General features: G+C 71.3%; 23 protein-coding genes. 13 read left to right on the plus strand and 10 right to left on the minus strand.

Annotated features, from left to right (window positions below):
- The first annotated feature begins 194 nt into the window (after positions 1 to 194).
- Positions 195 to 1,232 (plus strand): class I fructose-bisphosphate aldolase, encoded by a 1,038-nt coding sequence (locus tag Q1K26_RS00695; RefSeq protein WP_300006978.1) that lies wholly within the window; start codon positions 195 to 197, stop codon positions 1,230 to 1,232.
- 17 nt (positions 1,233 to 1,249) lie between these two features.
- Here Q1K26_RS00695 and cbbX read toward each other — a convergent pair whose 3' ends face one another.
- The 3 genes from cbbX to Q1K26_RS00710 are packed head-to-tail and all read right to left on the minus strand — an operon-like array spanning position 1,250 to position 4,099.
- On the minus strand, positions 1,250 to 2,230 hold the full coding sequence (gene cbbX / locus Q1K26_RS00700; protein ID WP_300006980.1) for a CbbX protein: 981 nt from the start codon (positions 2,228 to 2,230) through the stop codon (positions 1,250 to 1,252).
- Position 2,231: 1 nt separating this feature from the next.
- Positions 2,232 to 2,657, minus strand: a complete 426-nt coding sequence (locus Q1K26_RS00705) for a ribulose bisphosphate carboxylase small subunit (protein WP_094931758.1) — start codon at positions 2,655 to 2,657, stop codon at positions 2,232 to 2,234.
- A gap of 11 nt (positions 2,658 to 2,668) precedes the next feature.
- Positions 2,669 to 4,099: a form I ribulose bisphosphate carboxylase large subunit gene (locus Q1K26_RS00710; protein ID WP_300006982.1), complete on the minus strand. Its 1,431-nt coding sequence runs from the start codon at positions 4,097 to 4,099 to the stop codon at positions 2,669 to 2,671.
- 177 nt (positions 4,100 to 4,276) lie between these two features.
- Here Q1K26_RS00710 and Q1K26_RS00715 point away from each other — a divergent pair, with 177 nt between their 5' ends.
- Positions 4,277 to 5,275: a class I fructose-bisphosphate aldolase gene (locus Q1K26_RS00715; protein WP_300006983.1), complete on the plus strand. Its 999-nt coding sequence runs from the start codon at positions 4,277 to 4,279 to the stop codon at positions 5,273 to 5,275.
- A gap of 76 nt (positions 5,276 to 5,351) precedes the next feature.
- On the opposite strand, the gene Q1K26_RS00720 is transcribed toward Q1K26_RS00715, so the two are convergent.
- Positions 5,352 to 6,563 (minus strand): GAF domain-containing sensor histidine kinase, encoded by a 1,212-nt coding sequence (locus Q1K26_RS00720; protein ID WP_300006984.1) that lies wholly within the window; start codon positions 6,561 to 6,563, stop codon positions 5,352 to 5,354.
- Positions 6,560 to 7,228, minus strand: coding sequence for a response regulator transcription factor (locus Q1K26_RS00725; RefSeq protein ID WP_300006985.1), 669 nt, complete (start codon positions 7,226 to 7,228; stop codon positions 6,560 to 6,562). Before Q1K26_RS00725 ends, Q1K26_RS00720 begins: the two co-directional genes overlap by 4 nt.
- A gap of 119 nt (positions 7,229 to 7,347) precedes the next feature.
- Between Q1K26_RS00725 and rpe the strand changes: the two genes are divergently transcribed.
- From rpe to gap, 4 genes are read left to right on the plus strand one after another with little or no spacing between them, the layout of a single operon-like run.
- Positions 7,348 to 8,031: a ribulose-phosphate 3-epimerase gene (rpe, locus tag Q1K26_RS00730; protein WP_300007139.1), complete on the plus strand. Its 684-nt coding sequence runs from the start codon at positions 7,348 to 7,350 to the stop codon at positions 8,029 to 8,031.
- Entirely contained in the window at positions 8,028 to 10,070 is a 2,043-nt protein-coding gene (tkt, locus tag Q1K26_RS00735; protein ID WP_300006987.1) for a transketolase, read from the plus strand. Before rpe ends, tkt begins: the two co-directional genes overlap by 4 nt.
- Before the next feature lie 2 nt (positions 10,071 to 10,072).
- The gene (locus Q1K26_RS00740) at positions 10,073 to 10,825 is read left to right on the plus strand and encodes an HAD-IA family hydrolase (RefSeq protein WP_300006989.1); all 753 of its coding nucleotides are present in this window, start codon (positions 10,073 to 10,075) and stop codon (positions 10,823 to 10,825) included.
- Positions 10,822 to 11,835, plus strand: coding sequence for a type I glyceraldehyde-3-phosphate dehydrogenase (gap, locus tag Q1K26_RS00745; RefSeq protein ID WP_300006991.1), 1,014 nt, complete (start codon positions 10,822 to 10,824; stop codon positions 11,833 to 11,835). Before Q1K26_RS00740 ends, gap begins: the two co-directional genes overlap by 4 nt.
- On the opposite strand, the gene Q1K26_RS00750 is transcribed toward gap, so the two are convergent.
- Entirely contained in the window at positions 11,784 to 12,188 is a 405-nt protein-coding gene (locus tag Q1K26_RS00750) for a hypothetical protein (RefSeq protein ID WP_300006993.1), read from the minus strand. The two genes, gap and Q1K26_RS00750, sit on opposite strands and share 52 nt — an antisense overlap.
- A gap of 188 nt (positions 12,189 to 12,376) precedes the next feature.
- Here Q1K26_RS00750 and Q1K26_RS00755 point away from each other — a divergent pair, with 188 nt between their 5' ends.
- Complete coding sequence (locus tag Q1K26_RS00755) at positions 12,377 to 13,063, plus strand: DUF433 domain-containing protein (protein WP_300006994.1); 687 nt, start codon at positions 12,377 to 12,379, stop codon at positions 13,061 to 13,063.
- A 574-nt stretch (positions 13,064 to 13,637) separates the two neighbouring features.
- Here the strand turns inward: Q1K26_RS00755 and Q1K26_RS28640 are convergent.
- Positions 13,638 to 14,321, minus strand: coding sequence for a transposase family protein (locus tag Q1K26_RS28640; protein ID WP_363320396.1), 684 nt, complete (start codon positions 14,319 to 14,321; stop codon positions 13,638 to 13,640).
- 425 nt (positions 14,322 to 14,746) lie between these two features.
- Here Q1K26_RS28640 and Q1K26_RS00760 point away from each other — a divergent pair, with 425 nt between their 5' ends.
- The 6 genes from Q1K26_RS00760 to Q1K26_RS00785 all read left to right on the plus strand — a co-directional run bounded on the left by Q1K26_RS00760 (position 14,747) and on the right by Q1K26_RS00785 (position 18,594).
- Entirely contained in the window at positions 14,747 to 14,935 is a 189-nt protein-coding gene (locus Q1K26_RS00760) for a hypothetical protein (protein WP_300006996.1), read from the plus strand.
- Positions 14,936 to 15,178: 243 nt separating this feature from the next.
- The gene (locus tag Q1K26_RS00765) at positions 15,179 to 16,102 is read left to right on the plus strand and encodes a TIGR03564 family F420-dependent LLM class oxidoreductase (RefSeq protein WP_300006997.1); all 924 of its coding nucleotides are present in this window, start codon (positions 15,179 to 15,181) and stop codon (positions 16,100 to 16,102) included.
- Positions 16,099 to 17,625, plus strand: coding sequence for an argininosuccinate lyase (locus tag Q1K26_RS00770; RefSeq protein ID WP_300007000.1), 1,527 nt, complete (start codon positions 16,099 to 16,101; stop codon positions 17,623 to 17,625). Before Q1K26_RS00765 ends, Q1K26_RS00770 begins: the two co-directional genes overlap by 4 nt.
- Positions 17,625 to 18,263: a carbon-nitrogen hydrolase family protein gene (locus tag Q1K26_RS00775; protein ID WP_300007002.1), complete on the plus strand. Its 639-nt coding sequence runs from the start codon at positions 17,625 to 17,627 to the stop codon at positions 18,261 to 18,263. The genes Q1K26_RS00770 and Q1K26_RS00775 overlap by 1 nt, the downstream gene beginning before the upstream one ends.
- Positions 18,260 to 18,433 (plus strand): hypothetical protein, encoded by a 174-nt coding sequence (locus tag Q1K26_RS00780; RefSeq protein WP_300007004.1) that lies wholly within the window; start codon positions 18,260 to 18,262, stop codon positions 18,431 to 18,433. Before Q1K26_RS00775 ends, Q1K26_RS00780 begins: the two co-directional genes overlap by 4 nt.
- 14 nt (positions 18,434 to 18,447) lie before the next feature.
- The gene (locus tag Q1K26_RS00785; RefSeq protein ID WP_300007006.1) at positions 18,448 to 18,594 is read left to right on the plus strand and encodes a hypothetical protein; all 147 of its coding nucleotides are present in this window, start codon (positions 18,448 to 18,450) and stop codon (positions 18,592 to 18,594) included.
- A 1-nt stretch (position 18,595) separates the two neighbouring features.
- Here the strand turns inward: Q1K26_RS00785 and Q1K26_RS00790 are convergent, their stop codons facing one another.
- The 3 genes from Q1K26_RS00790 to Q1K26_RS00800 are packed head-to-tail and all read right to left on the minus strand — an operon-like array spanning position 18,596 to position 21,328.
- A complete protein-coding gene (locus tag Q1K26_RS00790; RefSeq protein WP_300007008.1) occupies positions 18,596 to 18,985 on the minus strand; it encodes a nuclear transport factor 2 family protein in 390 nt (129 codons plus the stop codon).
- Entirely contained in the window at positions 18,982 to 20,700 is a 1,719-nt protein-coding gene (locus tag Q1K26_RS00795) for a helix-turn-helix domain-containing protein (protein ID WP_300007010.1), read from the minus strand. The genes Q1K26_RS00790 and Q1K26_RS00795 overlap by 4 nt, the downstream gene beginning before the upstream one ends.
- A gap of 10 nt (positions 20,701 to 20,710) precedes the next feature.
- Positions 20,711 to 21,328, minus strand: a complete 618-nt coding sequence (locus Q1K26_RS00800; RefSeq protein WP_300007012.1) for an MEDS domain-containing protein — start codon at positions 21,326 to 21,328, stop codon at positions 20,711 to 20,713.
- Positions 21,329 to 21,400 lie beyond the last annotated feature (72 nt).

A 21,400-nucleotide genomic window follows, 5' to 3' on the forward strand; every position in this document is an offset into this window, starting at 1 on the left:
CATCGAACTCGCCGCCGCAAGCCGCTGACCAGCAGCGATCTCACCGTCTAGAGACACGCCCCTCCGGGGCGTCTCGACGCATCCCCCCAGGTCAAGACCCACATCGCGGCTCTAGGCCTTCCGAATTACGCGGAACGCGGGCCGGGGTCGCGGCCCCGGAGTGTCAGACGTGCTGCCGACCGGAGGTACATCCGATGGGGGTCGAGCCGGGAGCGTCGCGCGGCCTCGAGCAGCTACGCCGGACCGCGCGCCTACTCGTCGGTGACGGGCGCGGGATCCTCGTCGCCGACGAGAGCCCCGCGGCCATGACGGTGCGCCTCGAGAAGGCCGGTGTGCCCTCGACACCGCGGAACCGCCGAGCGTTCCGCGAGCTCCTCGTCACGACCCCGGACCTGAACGAGGGGATCAGCGGCGTGATCCTCTGCGACGAGACGTTCCGCCAGCGGGCCTCGGACGGCCGGACATTCCCGAGGCTGGTCGGGGACCTCGGGATGGTGCCAGGTGTCGCCATCGCCGCAGGCTTGCGGACGCTCGCCGGGACCGCAGGCGAGGCGATCACCGAGGGCATGGATTCCGTCGGGCCGCGCCTGGCGCAGTACACCGCGCTCGGGGCCCGGTTCGCGAAGTGGCGCACCGTCTTCCAGGTCGGCGCGGGGCGGCCGACCATGCTGGCGCTGCGTGCGAACGCGCACTCGACGGCGCGCTTCGCCGCAGCCAGCCAGGCCGCGGGCGTCGTGCCCGTCGTCGAGCCCAAGGTTCTCGTGGACGGCGCGAACTCCCACAGTGAGTGTGCGGAGGCCACGCTGAAGGTCCTGCGACACACATTCCGCGCGCTGGGCGACGCCGGCGTGGACGCGGGCGCCGTCGTGCTGCGGCCGACCATGGTGGTCTCGGGCGTGTACACGAGGCGGAGCTGCTCCCCCGCCGTGGTGGCTCGGCGCTGCATCAGGACTCTCGTGGCCGCGGTCCCGCACGATCTGGCGGGCGTGGCGTTCATGTCGGGCGGGTTGCCGCCGGCGGTCGCCGCCACGAACCTTGCCGCGATGCAGGGCGTGGACGCCCCGTGGCCGCGCACCTTCGCCTTCGGCGGCGCACTCGTCATCTCGCCGCTGCTGGCGTGGCTCGGCGAACCCGCTCGAGTGGCCCTCGGGCAGGCGGTGCTCTCGGTGGGTGTCGAGCGCACCGTGCGGGGCCTCGCGCCCGCCCGACCCGCCGGGCGCCCGTTCGCCTGAACGCCCCGACCCGCGCGTCACCCCGAGCGCACCGTCTTGCCCGCGGCTTCGTCGCCGAACACCCGGCTGGCCAGCAGGTCCTCCGGCTCGATCGTGGTCAGCGCCGCGAGGTCGACCATGGGGTCCGCCCGGGCGACGAGCCTGCGCGCCTGCCGCAGCCGGGCCCGCTCCATGGCGTTCCGGACGCTGCGCGCGTTGGCGAACCAGGGTTGCCCGACGCGCCGCTCCAGGTACTCGCGCAACACCACGCGCGCCTGATCGGACAGGCGGTAGGACAGCTCGCCGGTCATCCCGACGGCGATCTGTTCCAGCTCGGTGACGGTGAAGTCCGGGAACGTGACATGGTGCGCGATCCGGCTCTGCATGCCGGGGTTCGCCGCGAAGAACGTGTCCATCCGGTCCGCGTACCCGGCCAGGATGACCACGAGATCGTCGCGGTTGCTCTCCATCACCTGCAGCAGGATCTCGATCGACTCCGAGCCGTAGTCGCGGTCGTTCTCCACCTTGTAGAGGTAGTACGCCTCGTCGATGAACAGCACGCCGCCCATGGCGCGCTTGATGACGTCCTTCGTCTTCGGGGCGGTGTGGCCGACGTACTCGCCGACGAGATCATCGCGGGTGACGCTCACCAGGTGTCCGCGGCGCACATAGCCCAGCCGGTGCAGCAGATCGGCCATCCGCAGCGCGACCGTCGTCTTGCCGGTGCCCGGGTTGCCGGTGAAGCACATGTGCAGGGTCGGGCGGGTGGCCACGATCCCGTACCGCTCGCGCACGCGGTCGACCAGCAGCAGGGCCGCGACCTCCGCGATGCGCGTCTTCACCGGCGCCAGGCCGACCAGTTCGGCGTCCAGCCGCTCCAGCACGTCGTCGATACCGGACTCCCGGCGCGCCGCAGCCAGGTCGACCACGGCGCCCGGGGGCAGGAGCTCGACGGGTTCCTCGTCCTCGACGGCCGGTCCGAAGGCAGGTCGTGGGGTGCCGCTCTGCGCGGTCGACACGTCACTCCGGCCGGTACCGGTCCCCGGAGGGACGGTCGGTGGCGTAGGCGCGCGTGGTGTAGCGGATCCGGCGGTCCTCGACCTCCTGTCGCTCGAGCCGGAAGCCCGGCTCCTGCGCCGGCCGCTGCACGATGAACGACAGCGCGGTGGTCTGGCGCCCCAGCCGTGCGTCGTAGGCGTTGAGCCGGACGTAGTGGCCGGGCTTGGCCGCCCGGCAGGCGTTGACCTCCATCAGCACCCCGGCAGGGTCCTTGAGGTCGAACATCGGCAGGCCCCACATCTCCCAGTACACGTTGCGCGGGTGGGGGTCATCGGTGAACTCGACCGACAGCGGCCAGTTGTTGTCGATGCAGTACTCGATCTGTTTGGTGATCTCCTCGTCGGTGAAGTCGGGCAGGTACGCGAAGGTGCCCTGGGTGACACGCATGTTCTGGCTCCTCAGAGGGCGGTCGGCGTCGAGACGACGTCGGCGGTGTCGGTGGATTCGTAGTCGAAGGTGATGTCGCCCCAGGTGGCCAGGGCCATGTCGAGGGACCGGCACTTCGCGGCCGCCTTCTTGAGGATGTCCGGGCCCTCCGCGGCGTAGTCGCGGCCCTCGTTCCGGGCCTTGACCATCGCCTCCAGCGCCACCCGGTTCGCTTCGGCACCGGCCGCGATCCCCATGGGGTGACCGATCGTGCCGCCACCGAACTGCAGGATGACGTCGTCGCCGAAGAGGTCCAGCAGCTGGTGCATCTGCCCGGCGTGGATCCCGCCGGAGGCCACCGGCATGACCGGGGCAAGCGACTGCCAGTCCTGGTCGAAGTACAGGCCCTTGACCGGGTCGGCGGGGATGTGGTCCGCGCGCAGGATGTCGTAGAATCCGAGGGTCGTGTTCTTGTCGCCCTCGAGCTTCCCGACGACCGTGCCGGCGTGGATGTGGTCCACCCCGGCCAACCGCATCCACTTGGCGATCACCCGGAAGCTCACGCCGTGGGACTTCTGCCGCGTGTAGGTGCCGTGTCCTGCGCGGTGCAGGTGCAGGATCACCCCGTTCTTCCTGGCCCAGTTCGCCATCGACTGGATCGCGGTGTAGCCGACCGTCAGGTCGATCATGACGACGATCGAGCCGAGCTCCTTGGCGAAGTCCGCCCGCTCGTACATCTGTTCCATCGTGCCGGCGGTGACGTTGAGGTAGTGGCCCTTGATCTCACCGGTCTCGGCCTGGGCGCGGTTGATCGCCTCCATGCAGAACAGGAAGCGGTCCCGCCACCGCATGAACGGCTGCGAGTTGATGTTCTCGTCGTCCTTGGTGAAGTCCAGGCCGCCGCGCAGCGCCTCGTAGACGACGCGCCCGTAGTTGCGGGCCGACAGGCCCAGCTTCGGCGTGGTGGTGGCGCCGAGCAGCGGGCGCCCGTGCTTGTTCAGGTACTCGCGCTCCATGACGATGCCGTGCGCGGGACCCTGGAACGTCTTCACGTACGCGACGGGGATCCGCATGTCCTCCAGGCGCAGCGCCTTGAGCGGCTTGAACCCGAACACGTTGCCGATGATCGAGCTCGTCAGGTTGGCGATCGAGCCCTCCTCGAAGAGGTCGATCTCGTAGGCGATCCGCGCGATGTACTGCCCTGGCGTGCCCGGCACGGCCTCGACCGAGTAGCACTTGGCCTGGTAGTGGTCGTGGGCGGTGAGCCGGTCCGTCCAGACCACCGTCCACGTCGCGGTGCTCGACTCGCCCGCCACGGCGGCGCCCGCCTCCTCCGGCGGCACCCCCTCCTGCGGGGTGATCCGGAAGGCGCACAGGACGTCGGTGTCCTTCGGGACGTAGTCGGGTTGCCAGTAGCCCATCTCTGCATAGGGGATGACCCCGGCGTTCCATCTGTCTGTCATGGGCCCACCGTCGCGGATCGATACCTTGGTGTCTATCGAGACTTTGCCGAGACTAGTTCGCCTTTTACTTAAGTATCATGATTCACCGGGCGTCTCCCCGACCTGGGTGAGGTCCGGCCATGACGCCGGTCCGTACGTTCGCCGGTGACGTTGGCCGACGGAGAAGGAGCAGGCGACATGGGTTCGCTCAGGCAGATCGCCACGCAGATGGTGGCACCCGGCAAGGGCGTCCTCGCCGCGGACGAGAGCATCGCCACGATGTCGGACAGGCTGGCCAAGGCGGGGGTCGAGGCCACCGCCGAGAACCGGCGCCGTTACCGGGAACTGCTCGCGGCGATGCCGGGGCTGGCCGACGGCGCCTCCGGGATCATCTTCTGCGACGAGACGCTGCGCCAGACCTTCACCGACGGGACGCCGTTCGCCCGGGCGGTGCACGCGCTGGGCATCCTCCCGGGCATCAAGGTCGACACCGGTGCCAAGCCGTGTGCCGGTCTGCCCGGCGAGAAGGTCACCGAGGGCCTCGACGGCCTGCCGGCCCGGTTGGCCGAGTATGCGGAGTTCGGGGCGGCGTTCGCGAAGTGGCGCGCCGTCTACCGGATCACCGACGAGCTGCCCACCCACGGTGCGGTGCGCACCAACGCCGACGGGCTCGCACGCTACGCGGCGGCCTGCCAGGAGGCCGGGATCGTGCCGATCGTCGAGCCGGAGGTCCTGATGGAGGGTGCCCATTCGATCGAGCGGTGCGCCGAGGTCACCGCCGCCGTCCATGCCGCGGTCCGTGAGGCGCTCGAACTCCTCCGCGTCGATCTCGCAGGGATCGTGCTCAAGCCGAACATGGTGATCGAAGGTCGGGATGCCCCGGAGCCCTCGTCGCCGGAGCGGGTCGCCGAGGCCACCGTCGAGGTGCTGCGGGCCTGGCCCGACGACCTGGCCGGGGTTGCCTTCCTCTCCGGAGGGCAGCCGCCGGAGCGCGCGACCGCGAACCTCGCGGCGATGCAGCACCATCGCACGCCGTGGCCGTTGACGTTCTCGTTCGGCCGCGCGCTCGTCGACCCCGCACTGGCCGCATGGCACGGCGACCCGGCGCGGGTCGGGGCCGGGCAGGCAGCCCTGCGTGAGCGCGTGGCAGCCAACGCCGCCGCGGTGCGGCTAGCGGCGCAGCTGCGGCCGGCATAGTCGACGCGCGATGACCGATGTTCGCGTGCCGGGGAGCCGGGGCGACACGGGTGTCGTCTCGTCTCCCATCAGGTGATCATCGGCCGGGGACGGTGACGGTGACGGTCGTCCCGGCGCCGGGCGCCGAACGGACCTCCAGGTGTCCACAGACCAGCTCGGCGCGCTCCACCATCGACTGCATCCCGTAGCCGCGGATCTCGGCCGGGCCGGACTCGGCTGCTCGCGACATGTCGAAACCGATGCCGTCGTCGGACACCTCCAGCCGTGCGTCACCGCCCTGCACGGCGAAGCGCAGCGTGGCCCTACTCGCACGGGCGTGCTTGACGATGTTCTGCAGGCACTCCTGCGCGATCCGGTACAGCGCGATCTCGACGTGCTCGGGCAGCCGGTAGTCGGCCAGGTCCACGTCCGTGTCGATCTGGGGCGTGGAACGGGCGAGGCTGGCGAGCCCGCCGGCCAGCCCGAGGTCGTCCAGCACCGGCGGGCGCAGCCCCCCGATGGCCGCACGGGCCTCGTCGAGTGCGAGCCCGAGCAGGTCGCGGGCGCTGCTGAGCTGCGGAGCGATCTCGGCAGGGTCGCCGTCGCGGCCGGCCGCGTGCGTCGCGGCGTCGAGGTAGTAGGACAGGCTGATCAGCCGTTGCGAGATCCCGTCGTGGATGTCCCCGGCCATGCGACGGCGCTCGGCCTCCTGCGTCGCGATCACCCGCTCGACGAACTGCTCGTGCATCCGTTCCCGTGCCGCCAGGCGGCGGTGCAGGCGGGCCTGGTTCAGCGCGCCCGCGACCAGCCCGCCGATGACGAGCAGCAGCTCGACATCGCGCGGCGTGAACTCCCGCCGCGCCACGGTGTGCACGTTCAGCACGCCGACGAGCCCGCTGGAATCGATCTCCATCGGGATCGACGCCATCGAGGTGAACTCCGCGCCGCGCAGCCCGGGGATCGGGACGTACCGCGGATCACTGGCCTTGCCCTCGGGGAGCACGACCGGGGTGCGATGCTTCGCGACCCACCCGGACACCCCCTGCCCCAGCTGCATGTGGACCCGGCCGACCTGCCGGTCGAACGGAGGGGTGGCCCCGGCGAGCGTCAGCGCGTTCTCGGTGTCGTCGAGGACGTGCACGAAGCACACGTCCGTCGCCGTGGCGGTCGTGATCAGGTGCGCGACCTCGGCGGCGAGCGACTCGACGTCCGGTCCGGTGGCGGTGAGGTGGATGACGTCGAGGAGCAGCGCGACCTCGCCGTCGCTGTCGACCAGCCCGTGAACCGTGCTGGGCCTGCGCTCCGTCACTGGAAGATCCCTTCGCGCAGCGCGGTCGCCACCGCACCGGTCCGGTCCCGGACCTCCAGCTTGCGGTAGATCGACCGCAGGTGGCTCTTGACGGTCTCATCGCCGATCACGAGGCGGGTGGCGATCGCCCGGTTGGACAGCCCCGTGACCATGTACGAGAGGATCTCGCTCTCGCGCTGCGTCAGCCCCTGCCGGACGCCGGGCCAGTACTCGTCGCCCTGCATGCGCGCGGCGGTGTCGACCGCTCTCGCCGCCATCCCGGCGTCGATCACGATCTGCCCCGCGTGCGCGCGCTCGATCTGCGCCACGAGCTCCGCACCGGTGATCCGCTTCAGGAGGTAGCCCGACGCGCCTGCCCGCATCGCCTGGAACAGGTACTGCTCGTCCTCGTAGACCGACAGGAGCACGACCTTGCGTTGCGCGTCGCGCTCGCGCACCGCCCGGCACAGGTCCAGCCCGCTCGATCCCTGCATCCGCACGTCGCAGAGCACGACATCGGGCGACAGTCCCATGATCACCGACATCGCGCTCTCGGCGCCGACCGCCTGACCGATCACCCGGACCCGGCTGCGGAAGGACCCGAGCATCGCCTTGAGCCCCTCGATGACCATCTCGTGGTCGTCGACGAGCACGACCCGGACGGGCGTGCGATCCGGTGTCACCATCCTCCGGAGAGTAGGCCGAACCGGCCGCGCGGGTGCAATCCCCCCGCGGTTCCCCCGCATCGGGGGCAAGCGGACTCGCATCTTCCTCCTAGCGTCGGTATGTCGAAGGAGGTGCTGTGATGGTCGAGATCACCTCGCCCTTGCTGGTCGCGTCGGTACTGCCCGCGGACTTCGCAGAACTGGGCAGCCAGGTACGGATGATCGAGAAGGCGGGCGTCGACCGGATCCAGTGGGACGTGATGGACGGCTGTTTCGTCCCGAACATCACCATCGGTCCGGACGTCATCGCTGCGTGCCGGGACCAGGTCGACATGGGATTCGAGGCGCACCTCATGGTCGCCGATCCCGATCCCATGCTGTCGCGCTGGGTGGAGGCGGGCTGCGGGATCGTCATCGTCCACGCCGAGACGACCAGGCACCTGCACCGCACGCTGGGCCGGATCCGCGAGCTCGGTGCGCGTGCCGGGGTGGCCCTCAACCCCGCCACGCCGCTGGCCGCCGTCGAGCACGTGCTCGAGCTGGTGGACCTGTTGCTGGTGATGACCGTGAACCCCGGTTTCGGCGGCCAGTCCTACATCGCCGGGATGGAACCGAAGATCACCGCAGCGCGGGCCGAGATCGACCGGCGCGGGCTGGAGATCGAGCTGGAGGTCGACGGCGGGATCGGCGCGTCGACGATCGGTGCGGCCGCACGGGCCGGTGCCCGCGTGTTCTGCGCCGGGTCGGCGCTGTTCGACGGGCCGGGCCGGATGGCCGACCGCGTGCTCGCGATGCGCACCGCGGCGGAACGGGAGATCGCATGACCAGCCGGATCGAGCCGGTGGCCGTCGCCGACGATCCCGACCTGCTGGCCGTCGCCGGGCCGCGGTTCGACGATCTCGCGGTGGACACGCTGCGATTCCTCGCCGTCGACGCCGTGCAGGCCGCGGTCAGCGGCCATCCCGGGCTCCCGCTCGGTGCGGCCCCGGCGGCGTGGGTGCTCTGGTCGCGGCACCTGCGGCACGACCCGGCGAACCCCGAGTGGCCCGATCGGGACCGGTTCGTCCTGTCCGCAGGGCACGGTTCCGCGCTGCTGTACGCGCTGCTGCACGTCACCGGGTACGACCTGCCGATCGACGAGCTCCGCCGGTTCCGCAGGCTCGGCTCGCGGACCCCCGGGCATCCCGAGTACGGCATGACGCCGGGTGTCGAGACGACCACCGGTCCGCTGGGCCAGGGCCTGGCCAACGCGGTGGGAATGGCGCTGGCCGAGCGGATGCTCGCGGCCAGGTGCAACGTCGCGGGTCGTCGGGTCGTCGACCACCGCACGTGGGCGCTGGTCGGCGACGGCTGCCTCATGGAGGGGATCAGCCACGAGGCGGCGTCACTGGCGGGCCGGTTGGGTCTCGGGAAGCTGACCGTCGTGTTCGACGACAACGACATCACGATCGACGGATCGGCGACGCGCAGCTGCGCCGACGACGCCGCCGCCCGGTTCCGGGCCTACGGCTGGAACACCCTGCGGGTGGACGACGGCACCGACCTCGACGCCATCGACCGCGCCTACGCCGAGGCAGCCGTCGACGACGGACGGCCCACCTTCATCGCCGTCCGCACGACGATCGGACACGGCGCGCCGGGCGTCGAGGGGACGTCCAAGGCGCACGGCAGCCCGCTCGGCGAGGCCACGATCGCGGCGATGCGGGCCCGGTCCGGCTGGCCGGACACCCCGTTCCACGTGCCGTCCGCGGTGCGCCGCGGGGTCGCCGAGCTCCGGCAGCGCTGGGCCGCGGACCGCGCCGAGTGGGAGCGTGCGCACACCGGCTGGCGGGCCGCGCACCCGCAACCGGCCGCCGACTTCCCGCTCGACCGGGTTCCGGGGCCGCCGGAGCTCCCCGTTCTCGCCCCGCTCGCCGACCCCTCGGAGGCGGGCGGGGCGACCCCGACCCGGAAGGCCTCCGGGTTGGCGCTCCACGCGCTCGCGGCGGAGTACCCGGCGCTGGTCGGCGGCTCGGCCGACCTCGCGTCGTCGACCAACACCACGATCCCCGGGGGGGACGTGGCACCGGGGGATTTCGCCGGACGCACCATCCACTTCGGGATCCGCGAACACGGGATGGCCGCGGCGCTCAACGGCATCGCCCTGCACGGCGGCCTGCGGCCCTTCGGCAGCACGTTCCTCGTGTTCTCCGACTACCTGCGGCCCGCGCTGCGGCTCTCGGCCCTGATGCGGGTCCCGGTCGTCTACGTGTTCACCCACGACTCGATCCACATCGGCGAGGACGGGCCGACCCACCAGCCCGTCGAGCACGTCGAGTCGCTCCGTCTGATCCCGGGCCTCACCGTGCTGCGCCCGGCCGACGCCGCGGAGACGGCGCTGGCGTGGGAGCTCGCGGCGGCCGACCTCGGTGGACCCACCGCGCTCGTGCTGACCAGGCAGGACGTGCCGGTGCTCGGCGGTGCCGGGATCGACGACGTCCGGCGGTACGGAGCCCGGACCGTCGCGGAGGTGGCGACACCGGACGTCGTGCTCGCCGCCAGCGGTTCGGAGGTGGCGCTGGCGCTGGCGGCGGCGGACGTGCTGGCGGGACGTGGGGTCGGGACGCGCGTCGTGTCCGTGATGTGGCGCGAGCGGTTCGAGGAGGCGATCCGCGCCGGCACGGTCCGGCTGCCCGACACCCCGGTGGTGTGGATCGAGGCCGGGGTGTCGACGGGATGGCGCGCGGTTGCCGGGCCGCGTGACCGCGTCGTGGGGATCGACCGGTTCGGCGAGTGCGGGCCCGGGCCTGACGTCGCCGCGCATCTCGGGCTGACGCCCGAGGCGGTGGCCGACGTTGCCATCGGGACACTCGAGAGTCCGTAGGGATGCCGCCGTCGCTGCGTGCGGTGATCTTCGACGTCGACGGCACGCTGGCCGACACCGAACGCGACGGCCATCGGCCGGCCTTCAATGCCGCGTTCGCCCGGCACGGGGTGGACGTCGAGTGGGACGTCGCCGCGTACGGGCGCCTGCTCGGGATCACCGGCGGCCGCCGGCGGATCGCGGCGGACCTGCGGGCGCGCGGCATCGACGGGGCCGACGAGCTCGCCGACGGCGTGCACCGCACCAAGACCACCCTGTTCCGCACCATGGTCACGGCCGGCGAGATCACCGCCCGCCCGGGGCTGCCCGAGCTGGCCGCCGACCTCGCCGCAGCGGGCATCCGCCTGGCGGTGGCCACCACGGGCCGCCGGTCGTGGGTCGAGCCGCTCGTCGGGCGGCTGCTGGGCCGGGACTCGGTCGCGGTCGTCGTGACCGGCGACGACGTGGCGGAGCTCAAGCCCGATCCCGAGGTCTACGTCCGCGCCCTCGCGGGCCTCGGCGTGCCGGCGTGCGCAGCGTTGGCCGTCGAGGACTCCGAGGTGGGGCTGCGTGCCGCGACCGGGGCGGGCCTGGCGACGGTGGTGGTGACCAACGGCTACACCGCGGGGCAGGACTTCACCGGGGCCGCGGCCGTACTGACCGCCTACGACGGGCCGGTACCGCTGGACGCGGGGCAGTGCCGGGCAGCGCACCGGGTGTGGTGGGCCGCCCGAAGCAACGAGGAAGAGCTGACGAGCAAGGGAGAACTGACATGACGGTGCGCGTGGGCGTGAACGGGTTCGGGCGGATCGGGCGCAACTTCTGGCGGGCGGTCGACGCGGCGCGCCGCGCGGGCGACACCGAGATCGAGATCGTCGCGGTGAACGACATCACCGACAACGCCACACTGGCACACCTGCTCGAGTACGACTCGATCCTCGGTCGCCTGCCCTACTCCGTGAGTTCCACCGAGGGCGAGATCGTCGTGGACGGCACGGGATTCACGGGCCTGGCCGTGCGGGATCCCGCCGAGCTGCCGTGGAAGGAGCTCGGCGTCGACGTCGTCGTCGAATCCACCGGCCGGTTCACCGCAGGTGCGGACCTGGCGGCGCACCTCGATGCCGGTGCCCGCAAGGTCGTCGTCTCGGCGCCGGCAACCGGCGCGGATCTCACCGTGGTGGTGGGAGTGAACGACGACGCCTACGACGGATCGCAGTCGATCATCTCGAACGCCTCGTGCACCACCAACTGCCTGGCGCCGCTGGCCAAGGTGATCGACGACCTGCTGGGGATCGAGAAGGGTCTGATGACCACGATTCACGCCTACACCCAGGACCAGAACCTGCAGGACGGCCCGCACAAGGACCTCCGCCGCGCCCGCGCCGCCGCACTGAACATCGTCCCGACCTCCACCGGCGCCGCGAAGGCGATCGGGTTGGTACTGCCACATCTCGATGGCAAGCTCGACGGGTACGCGCTGCGGGTGCCGATCCCCACCGGATCGGCCACCGATCTCACCGTCGAGGTCCGCGCGCAGGCCTCCGTCGAGGAGATCAACGCGGCGTACCGGGACGCAGCCGAGGGTCCACTCAAGGGCACCCTGTCCTACACCGACGCACCGATCGTCTCCTCCGACATCGTCGGCGATCCGGCGGCGTGCACCCTCGATGCAGGACTGACCCGCGTGCTCGGCAACCAGGTCAAGGTCGTTGGCTGGTACGACAACGAATGGGGCTACTCGAACCGGCTCGTCGCGCTCACCGACCTCGTCGCCGGGAAGCTCTGAAGATGCGCCTCGACCACCCGGTCCGTCAGGCGCAGGTACGGCCGGTTGGTGCCCTTGCGCCACCCGCCCTCGACCGCAGGCGACCACCCCGAACGGCCCGTCCCCGCGCTGTCCCACCTGATGGCGTACACGTCGGTGCGGGCGGCGAACAGCGTGCGGAAGAACCGGACCTTGTCCGGCCCGGAAGACGATGCGGTCACCGGCCCGGGGCGGTCGAGGAACAGTCCCGTCTGCGCGGCAGCGGGCGGGCGCACCTGCTCGGGCGTCAGGTCCAACAGCCGCCGCAGTCGCGCGTTCTCCGCCCGCAGCGCCGCCAACTCGGCCTCGGGTGAGGAGAACCGCAATCCCGTCACAGCCCGGCGCACCCGAGCCGCTGGACGTACGCCCGCGCCGACGCCCGGCGCAGCCTGTCGATCCCGCGGTCGCCCAGCAGCCGATGCACGGCCGCGCCCTGGTATCAGCTCACCCTCTTGACGGTATCGAGAGCGACGCCGCCGAGGTCGCCTGGTGGCCGGCGTGTCGATCGGGGCACACTGTCGACGTGACCACGTCCGTGCTGCCGCTGCCGCGCCCGGTCTACGGCATGAGCCAGGCCGCGCGCCTGCTCGGCCTGCGCACCGACGCGCTGCGCCGCTGGATCGACGGCTACCAGCGCTCCGGCACCACCTACGCCCCGGTCATCCGTGAGGAGTCCACCGGCGACGACGCCGTGACCTGGGGCGAGTTCGTCGAGGCCGGTTACCTCCGCGAGTACCGCGCCAAGCAGGTCACCCTCCAGTACCTACGCCCGGTCATCGCGATCCTCCGCGAGGAACTCGGCGTCCGCTACCCGCTCGCGACCCTCAAGCCCTACACGTCGGGCCGAAGCCTCGCACTCAAGGTGCAAAAGCAGGTCGGCCTCGACCCTTCTCTCAACATCGTCGTCCTCGGCCGCGACGGCACGCTCCAGCTCACCGGTACCGCTGCGGCGTTCCTGGAGAAGGTCGACTTCGCCGACGACGGCACCCGCGACGCCCGCCGCCTCTACCCCCTCGGCCGCGCCGTCCCCGTCGTCCTCGACCCCGACCACGGCTTCGGCGAACCCACCCTGACCAGCGGTGCCCGCACCGAGACGGTCGCCGAGCTCGTCGCTGCCGGCGAATCCCGCGAACGGGTCGCAGAGGTATACGACATCGGCATAAACGATGTCGACGCCGCGGTTCGGTACGAGCACGACCGCGTCGCCTAACCACGTGCCCGCAGCCCCACAGTCCTCGCGCTGGTTCGTCGACGAGAACAGCCTCGGAGTGGCCAAGGCGCTCGCCTACGTCCGGGGCGACATCACCTGGCCCGGAGCACCCGATGGGCCTGTCCCTGCCGGCGCCGCCGACCGCTCGAACGCCAGGCCCTGCTCGACCACGGCGTCCGCGCCTGCTTCCTCACCAGTGGCGGCAGCCTCGACCTGTTCTCCCAGCTTCGGCTGTGGCTGCGGTACTGGGACGACATCGAGAGCCTCGTGATCGAGCAGCCTGCGCCCTGGCTCGCCAGCGTCACCCGCACCGGTGTTCGGGTCTTCGACACCCGTGGCACCGACCGACATCCGCCCTGACACCCGTCGTATCACGCCATGTCGACGTTGCGAAGCTGCAGGTCAGCGCGGTGCACGACGGTGGGGTTATGGTTCAACTCGGTCCTCCGTCGCCGGCGCCCGCGGCTCCCGCAGCGAACGCACCACCGCGAGCGTCAACTCGCGCCCTCGCTGTTCACTCGTGATGAAAGAACATCAGCACAGCGGTGATCTTGTCAGTCCAGCCCGGCAGTCTTCAACTCGGCCCCATCCGGCCTGCTCGACACACAGGCCCAGGTACAGGTGCGGAGCAGCGTCCGCTGCGGACGTCCGCCAGCGGAGAACCCATCGACTGTTGCGTATCGCATCGACCTGCACCTGGGCCAGGACGACCCCGCCGGCCTGGTCCAGCACGGACACCAGGTGCACCTGCTGCACGACCCGGGTCGGTCCCGTCCGCGCTGTGGGTTCGGGCGCCACGCAGGGCCTTGCCATCCAGCGCCCACACCGGCCGCTGCTCGCGCCCCGGCACGGCCGGGTCCGGCGCTCGGGTGGCGAGGCGGCTCAGCGTCCAGGACCACAACGCCGCCCCCAACGCCACGGCATCGATCTGCTGCAGGACCCGGCGGATCGTCGACTCGTGCGGCACCACCGCGCCGACCCCGAGCGCGCCCAGCACGACCTCACCCACGTCGTGGGCGTACTCGGCGATCGCGACCCAGGACCGTGCTCCGGCCGGCACCGCGCACGCCCCGATCGGCAACACACCGAGCACGCCATGGCGCACACCCCGGGCCGACCGTGGATCAGGGACCGCAGACAGGGCTTCGACCAGCGACAAGGTGATCAGCCCGGCGCCGGGCAGGGCTGTCACCTCATCGAGGTCGACCTCCACGTGGTCAAGGGCAGCAACGATCGGCGAAGATGACAGCGCGGGCACGGGCTTCCTGACGTGATCAAGGACTTAGACACCCTGATGATCACGTCGGGTCCGTGCCCGCACTCGCACCTCCGCCGGCGTGTCGCCGCAGGTCAACACCCGCTTATCGCGACCTTGCCGGAGCCCTGCCTTCCCGCTCAGGTCGGGAGTTCGCTGAGCCTTCTGCCATTCCAGCCAGCGCTCCTGCAAGCCGGCCGCCGTCACCGAGGAGGGCACAGCGCTGAGCGTGTCGCGGAGTCGCGCGACAGCCACACCCGCGTCCTGGACCTCCGCGACGGCACCCCCGAGTGGTCGATCCCGGAGAACGACACCTCCGACGGCTCCAACACCCGCACCGTCGAGGGCCGCACCAGGGCGACTGCCTCAGCGAGGCCCCGCGTCGCACGTTCGACTACCGGACCGACCGCTGGGACGCCACCACCTCGATGACGTTCGGCCGCTGGTACCCGGCCGCCACGACGCTGCCCGACGGGCGCGTCGTTGTGCACGGCGGCGTGGTCAAGCTGATCAAGATCACGCAGGGCTCCCAGGTCCGGCGCATCGAGGTCTACGACCCGGAGCTCGGTGGGGCGCAAGGCCGCCGGGGCCGACCGGCGGTGCGCGCGGGAGGCTGACATCGAGTGATCGCGACGAAGTGTGCGCCGACGTTGATCAAACAGCAGCGACGACGCACATCTCGTAACGATCTTCGGGCCGGTGTTCCTGCGGATGTCCGCGGGTGCGCGCTCCTCTTAGGGCAGAAACGGGCCCACCTTTTGTCCTTACCGGACATGGTCCGCCCACCCGTGCATCGGTGATCCTCCTACTATGCGAAACCCTCGGGATGGATCAGCGGCGAGGTTCCCATGCGTATTGCGATGAATCTCGGAGGAGACGTCCTCGGCAGTCCCAGCTCCCCGCCCGACGTCGTGGACGACGCCCGGCGCGCCGAGGCAGACGGATTCGCCTCGGCCTGGACGGTGCACTTCTCCCGCGCGTACGACGCGCTGACCACCCTCGCGCTTGCGGGCGCCGCGACGGAGCGCATCGAGCTCGGGGTCGGCATCGTCCCCACCTACCCGCGGCATCCGCTCGCGCTGGCCCAGCAGGCGGCCACCACGCAGGTGTTCTGCGGCGGGCGGCTCACGCTCGGCGTCGGCGTCTCCCACAAGCCGGTGATCGAGGGCCTGCACGGGCTTACCTTCACCAGCCCGGCCAAGCACATGCGCGAGTACCTCACGGTGCTCGGGCCGCTGCTGCGCGGCGAGGACGTGAGCTTCCGGGGCGAGTACTACCAGGTCGAGGGCGGTTTCGTCGTCGCAGGCACGTCGCCGGTGTCGATCGTCGTCGGTGCGCTGTCCCCCGGGATGGTGCAGGTCGCGGGCGAGCTGTCCGACGGCACCGTCACCTGGCTCGCCGGCCCGCGGACCCTGGAGGACTCGATCGTGCCCACGCTGGCCGACGCGGCGGCCGCTGCGGGCAGGCGACGGCCACGGATCATCGCCGGCATGCCGGTCGCGGTCACCGACGATCCCGACCAGGGGAGGGCGGTCGCGGAGATCACCTTTGCCCGCTACGGCGGGCTGGACAACTACCTGCGGGTGTTCGAGCGCGAGGGCGTCACGTCGGTCGGTGCGCTCGCGGTGGTCGGCACCGAGTCCGAGGTGGAGAAGCAGCTGCAGCGCTACGCCGACGTCGGGGTCACCGAGCTGTGGCCCGTGGTCTACCCGGTCGGCGACGACGCCGCGGCGAGCGTCCAGCGCACCCGCGCACTGCTCATCGCGTTGGGAGGACGCACGTGAGTCGGTACGCCGAGGAGCTGGTCGACGGCGGCTTCGCCATCGAGGTGGCCGACGCCCCCGTGCTGCACGAGGGCCTCAACGTCGCCGACATGGCCCACGTTCTCGTCCTGCGCGAACGCCGGGTCGTGCCCGACGGTTCCGCCCGCAGGCTGCTCGGCGCGCTGATGGACGCGGTGCGCACACCGGTGGCGGAGTTCGGCTACGACCCGGCCCACGGGGAGGTCTACAACTGCCGCGAGCGCCGCTTCGCCGCCCAGATCGGCCGCGACGCAGGCTGGCTGCACGCCGGACGGCCACGCCGCGAGGCCGTGCGCATCGCGATGCGGCTGCGGGTGCGCCGCGACACCGCCGACCTCATCGAGGCGGCCGCACAGTTCGCCCACGCGGCCTGCGAGCGGGCCATCGAGCACGCCGAGACCCTGATGGCCGAGCAGACCTACCTGCAGCACGCCCAGCCGTCCACCTTCGGTCACTACCTGCTCGCGATGGTCTACCCGGTGCTGCGCGACATCGAGCGGCTCACCGCGAATCTGGACTGGGTCAACCGCAGCCCGGCAGGCGCGGGCGGCGTCAACGGCAGCCCGCTGACCGGCGACCGGGAACGGATGGCCGAGCTGCTCGGCTTCGACGACGTCATCGAGCACACCCGCGACGCGATGTGGCAGGCCGACGGGTTCACCGAGGTGGTGGGCACCGCCACGGGGCTCGTCACCACGCTGGCGAAGCTCGCCGAGGACCTGGAGATCTGGTGCAGCGGCGAGTTCGGCTACGTGAGCCTCGCCGACGGGCACACCCGCACGAGCGTCCTGATGCCGCAGAAGCGCAACCCGTATGCGCTCACGATGATCCGCGGGGAGGCCGGCGTCCTGATCGGACGGCTGACCGGGATGCTCGCGGTGGCCAAGAGCCCGTCCGCCCGCAGCGACAACCTGATCTTCGCCTACGGGGAGGTGCCCCGTGCGCTGGACCTGGCCCTCAGGGCCACCCGCCTGATGACCGGCGTGGTCGGCGGGCTGACGGTCGACGCGGAGCGGATGTACGCCGCGCTCGAAGGCGGTTTCTCGCAGGCGGCCGACCTCGCCGAGCATCTCATGATCTCCTCAGGGATGGACTACCGCTCCGCGTACGAGCTGGTCGGGGCCTGTGTCCGGCGCGCGGCGATCGACGGGCTGCGCGGCGTCGACATCACCGGGGAGATGCTGGACGCGGCCGCTCGCGAGCTGGCCACCGCGGATCCGGAGTGGTGGCTCAGAACCCCCGTGTTCGCCGGCAGCGACCTGAGCGACGTGCTCGATCCGCGCGCGATCGTGCGGTCCCGGCTCTCCCGCGGCGGCGCCTCACCGGACGTGGTCCGCGGCATGGCGAAGGAATGCCTCGACGCTGCGGCTCTCGCGCTCTCCGCCGTCCGGGCGCGGCGCGCCGGGTTCGACGCCGCCGAGTCTGCGGTGCTGCGGCGCGCCGTCGCGCTCGTCGACGGGTCCCGCACCCCGTTCGGCGAGCTGGGCCGGACCCAGTCGCCCTGATGGTGCACGGTGACGAGTTCCTGATCGCGGAGCGGAGCTACAGCGACGACGAGTCGATGCTCTCGGTGGGCATGGCCAACATCCACGCCGAGGTGCCGGGCCTCGAGGCGAACAAGGACAAGATCCTGCGAGCCGCGAGCATCTTCGCCGAGCGCGGTGTGAACATCGCCGTGTTCCCCGAGTTCTGCCTGTCCGGGTACTTCTGGGACCAGCGGGACGACTGCCTGGCCTACATGAGCGGCGCGGCCGTCGAGAACCACACGGACTGGATCGAGAACGAGCTGCAGCCCCTGCTGGGAAACGGGTTCGAGGCGGTCCTGCTCAACGGCCTGACCGCGGCCACGACGAAGGACCGCTTCCTCAACCGCACGTTCGCCGTCGGGCGCGATCCCGACCATCTGGCCGACGAGAACACCTACGACAAGGTCTTCCTCCCGGGGATCGAGAAGGACTACACCGACAGCGGCCGCGACGACCGGCTGGTCATGGCGACCCGGCACGGTCGGCTCGGGTTCACCACGTGCTACGACTACCTCTTCAGCGAGCTGCTGCGTGAGTACTCGATGGTCGAGGAGGTCGACGCCATCGTGCAGATCGCGTCGTGGCGGGCCGCGGGGAACCGTGACTACCCGGCATGAACCTGCGCACCGATCGCTACTACGACGATCTGTGGGACTACGTGCTGCCGGCCGCCTCCGCCACGAACCAGGTCTGGACGATTGCGTGCAACGCCGTGGGCAGCCACGGGGTGACCGGTGCGCCCTTCTGGGGCGGCTCGGGAATCTGGGCGCCGTCGGGGTCTGCCTGATCCAGGCCTCGCACGTGCGCGAGGAGCTGCTGATCGTGCACAACGTGGACCTCAAGGGCGCACAGGAGTCCGAGAAGGATGATTTCGACTACGCCTTCGACTTCAAGCAGATCTACCGCCCACGGGGCGACGGGAGCACCTTCGTCCGTGTGCTCGCCTAGCCTAGAGGGACAGGGCCAAGTGCGGGCTGCGGTACCCGCCGAAGAAGCCGATCACCTGACACAGCCGGCCGTCGGTATCCGCGCTGACGACGTCGAGGCCCTCATGCAGCGTCTCGCCACCGGGACCGCGCACCCGCCATGTGAAGCAGGCCGATCCGGAATGCTCGTCGATGCCGCTGGTCAGCTCGATGACGGCACCCGGCCACCGCTGCCCGAAAGCCCGGGTGTGCGCGATGAGCGCCTCCCGGCCGACGACGGCTGCCGACGGGTCGAGGTAGCAGCCGTCCTCGGCGAAGGACTCGGCGAGCAACCGCCGCCGCGCACCGTCATCGGCGGTGTTCCAGGCCGCCACGTACGCCCGCACGGCCCGCACCAGATCGGTGTCCGTCACGTGTGCTCCTCGTCGTCGAGTGCGCGCAGGGTGGCCCAGGCGCGGGCGGCGAGCTGGAAGTTGAAACGCACGTCGGGATGGCTGGGTTCGAGCCCCGACAGCTCACGGATTCGTTGCATCCGGTACTTCAGCGTGTTGCGGTGCACCAACAGCCGCCGAGACGTCACCGCGTAGTTCCCACCCTGCTCGAGGTACTCGGCCAGCGTGCGGACCAGCTCCGTGCCGCGCCGGGCGTCGTAGTCGATCAACGTGCCGAGCCACTGCCGGACGAACCGCTGCACGTCACGCTGATCGGGCAGCGCGGCGAGGAGGCGGAAGACGCCGAGCGCGGCGTACTCGCTGACCTGGTCGGCGACCGCCGCCGACGCCTGCAGCCGCAGCGCGAGCTCCGCCTCGCGGTAGGAGCGGGACAGCCCCGACGGGCGGTCGCAGAGCTCGCCGACCCCGATCCGGCACGTCCCGCCCCCCAGCTCGCGCAGGGTGGCATGCCGCAGCGCGGCCCAGTCCGGATCGTCGCCGGTCACGATGACGACCGCGTTGGAGCGGGAGCCGATCAGTGCTGGTAGCTGCCGGTCGCGTGCCGCGCTGCGAACAGCGTGCAGGAAGTCCTCGCCGTCGGACGGGGTGCCGGCCGCCTCCCCCTCGACGAGCACCACGCGATGCGGGCGGCCAAGGTCGTGTCCGAGCACCTCGGCCCGGAGCGCGGCGCTCTCGTCGTCCATCCCGTTGAGCAGGTCGTTCACGAGCTCGCCGCGCTGCCGCAGCTCCGCGTCCACCAGGCCGCGCAGCCTGCCGAGCTCGACGGCGAGCACGGTGACGGCGTGTTCGAGCGCCATCACCTCCGACTCGGCGGCCGTGGCGTCCGGATCCATCAGCGCGATCACACCCACCACGTCCGGCCGGGCCGTCGCCAACGCCACCAGCCTGCCCCGGTCGTGGAGCGGGCGCACCTCCCGCTGCATGCGGCGCAGCAGTGCCTCGCGTCTCGCGGACGGTTGCTTCGGGTAAGGGTCCGGGCGGCCGGGACCGGCCCAGGCGCGCAGGTTGCCGTAGCGATCCTCGATCGCGACCGGCCTGCCCGTCAGCCCGTGCAGCACCTCGGCGATCCCGGACCGGCCCGCTCCGGTGGCCGCCGCCCTGGCGAGGCGGTCGTGGACCTCGGTGTGGTGGCGCAGCGTCGCCACGGTCGCCGAGAGCTTGGTGTTGGCCGCCAGCAGCTGCTCGGCGGCGAGCCGGTCCCGCTCGTGCAGCCGGGCGTTGGACAGCGCGACGCCGGTCTGCTGGGCGAGGACCTGGAGCAGGAACTCGTCGTCGGACGACGGGGGTCCGACCGCGGAGATCACCAGGTGGCCGAGCGTCCGGCCGGACCCGCTAGGCAGCGGCAGCGCCCACGCCCAGCCACGCTGGGGCAGGGTCAGCGGGCCGCCCGGCGCACCGAGCGCCGCGACCTGCTCGATCAGCCGTGCCGTCCAGCTGCCGTGTCCGTTGAAGCTGCCCTGTCCGTTGGAGCTGCCGTGTCCGTTGGAGCTGGTGTCGCCGTTGGACCCGCCTGGCCGGAACACCCCGTCGAGCACGAAGCCCTCGATCCGCCAGTCCCCCAACGACGGCGCCGACGCCGCGGCCAGGCGCAGGACCTGCTGCTCGTCCCCGTCGGTCATCAGGTTCGAGAGCAGGAGCAGCGCCCGCAGGTCGGACAGCCGCTCGCGCAGCCGCACCGTCTCGGGGTCACCGCGTTCGCTGATGGCTCTTCCTCTCCCGGGCGGCGAGGAACTCGTCCGGTTCCAGGTAGAACGGGTTCTCCAGCACCATCCCGCCCATCAGCACCTTCGGGTGGGTCTTGAGCACGTCGAGCGCGAGCTCGACGCTGCACCGGCCGAGGTCGTAGAGGCACAGGTTCACCTGCGGGTAGCAGCTCATCAGCCGGTTGAGCTCGGACTCGTAGGAGATGAGCTCGCCCACGCCCGGCTTCTCGGTGTGCGCCCAGGTCATGTCACCGACGTTGCGTACGAAGCTGAACCCGCCGTCGCGCAGGCACGCGTCGGTCTTCGTGTTCCAGAACGTCAGCATCTCCGCCGGGAGGAAGCCGCCGCCGGCCAGGTAGGTGCCACCCGAGTCGAGCACCTCGAGCTGGTCGTCGACCCTCGGCTCGGCGTCGAGCTGCCCCCGGACGTGCTCGGGGTCGCAGCTGTCGACCACGCAGACGCACTTGTGCCCGGCACGCAGGCCGTCCCGCAGGAACGGGAGCAGGATCTCGTCACGCTCCTCGGGCTGCCGGTAGAACGCGCAGATGTGGTCGCCGGGCGCCAGCCGCAGCGCTGACCCGCTCACCGCGGTATCGAACATGGCAGGCTCCCGCCGTCATTGGCGAACAAGGCAGCATGGCACCCGGGTGGAGCGACCGGCAACGATCGCCCC

Origin of the sequence: Pseudonocardia sp., from assembly GCF_029263155.1 — a bacterium.
Taxonomy (GTDB): domain Bacteria; phylum Actinomycetota; class Actinomycetes; order Mycobacteriales; family Pseudonocardiaceae; genus Pseudonocardia.

Coding starts and splice junctions, on each gene's coding strand:
- tkt (WP_300006987.1), top strand. CDS start 8,028: ATGACCAGCCGGATCGAGCCGGTGGCCGTCGCCGACGATCCCGACCTG.
- Q1K26_RS00775 (WP_300007002.1), top strand. CDS start 17,625: ATGGTGCACGGTGACGAGTTCCTGATCGCGGAGCGGAGCTACAGCGAC.
- Q1K26_RS00695 (WP_300006978.1), top strand. CDS start 195: ATGGGGGTCGAGCCGGGAGCGTCGCGCGGCCTCGAGCAGCTACGCCGG.
- Q1K26_RS00765 (WP_300006997.1), top strand. CDS start 15,179: ATGAATCTCGGAGGAGACGTCCTCGGCAGTCCCAGCTCCCCGCCCGAC.
- Q1K26_RS00740 (WP_300006989.1), top strand. CDS start 10,073: ATGCCGCCGTCGCTGCGTGCGGTGATCTTCGACGTCGACGGCACGCTG.
- gap (WP_300006991.1), top strand. CDS start 10,822: ATGACGGTGCGCGTGGGCGTGAACGGGTTCGGGCGGATCGGGCGCAAC.
- Q1K26_RS00780 (WP_300007004.1), top strand. CDS start 18,260: ATGAACCTGCGCACCGATCGCTACTACGACGATCTGTGGGACTACGTG.
- Q1K26_RS00760 (WP_300006996.1), top strand. CDS start 14,747: ATGACGTTCGGCCGCTGGTACCCGGCCGCCACGACGCTGCCCGACGGG.
- Q1K26_RS00725 (WP_300006985.1), bottom strand. CDS start 7,228: ATGGTGACACCGGATCGCACGCCCGTCCGGGTCGTGCTCGTCGACGAC.
- Q1K26_RS00710 (WP_300006982.1), bottom strand. CDS start 4,099: ATGACAGACAGATGGAACGCCGGGGTCATCCCCTATGCAGAGATGGGC.
- rpe (WP_300007139.1), top strand. CDS start 7,348: ATGGTCGAGATCACCTCGCCCTTGCTGGTCGCGTCGGTACTGCCCGCG.
- Q1K26_RS00800 (WP_300007012.1), bottom strand. CDS start 21,328: ATGTTCGATACCGCGGTGAGCGGGTCAGCGCTGCGGCTGGCGCCCGGC.
- Q1K26_RS00715 (WP_300006983.1), top strand. CDS start 4,277: ATGGGTTCGCTCAGGCAGATCGCCACGCAGATGGTGGCACCCGGCAAG.
- Q1K26_RS00705 (WP_094931758.1), bottom strand. CDS start 2,657: ATGCGTGTCACCCAGGGCACCTTCGCGTACCTGCCCGACTTCACCGAC.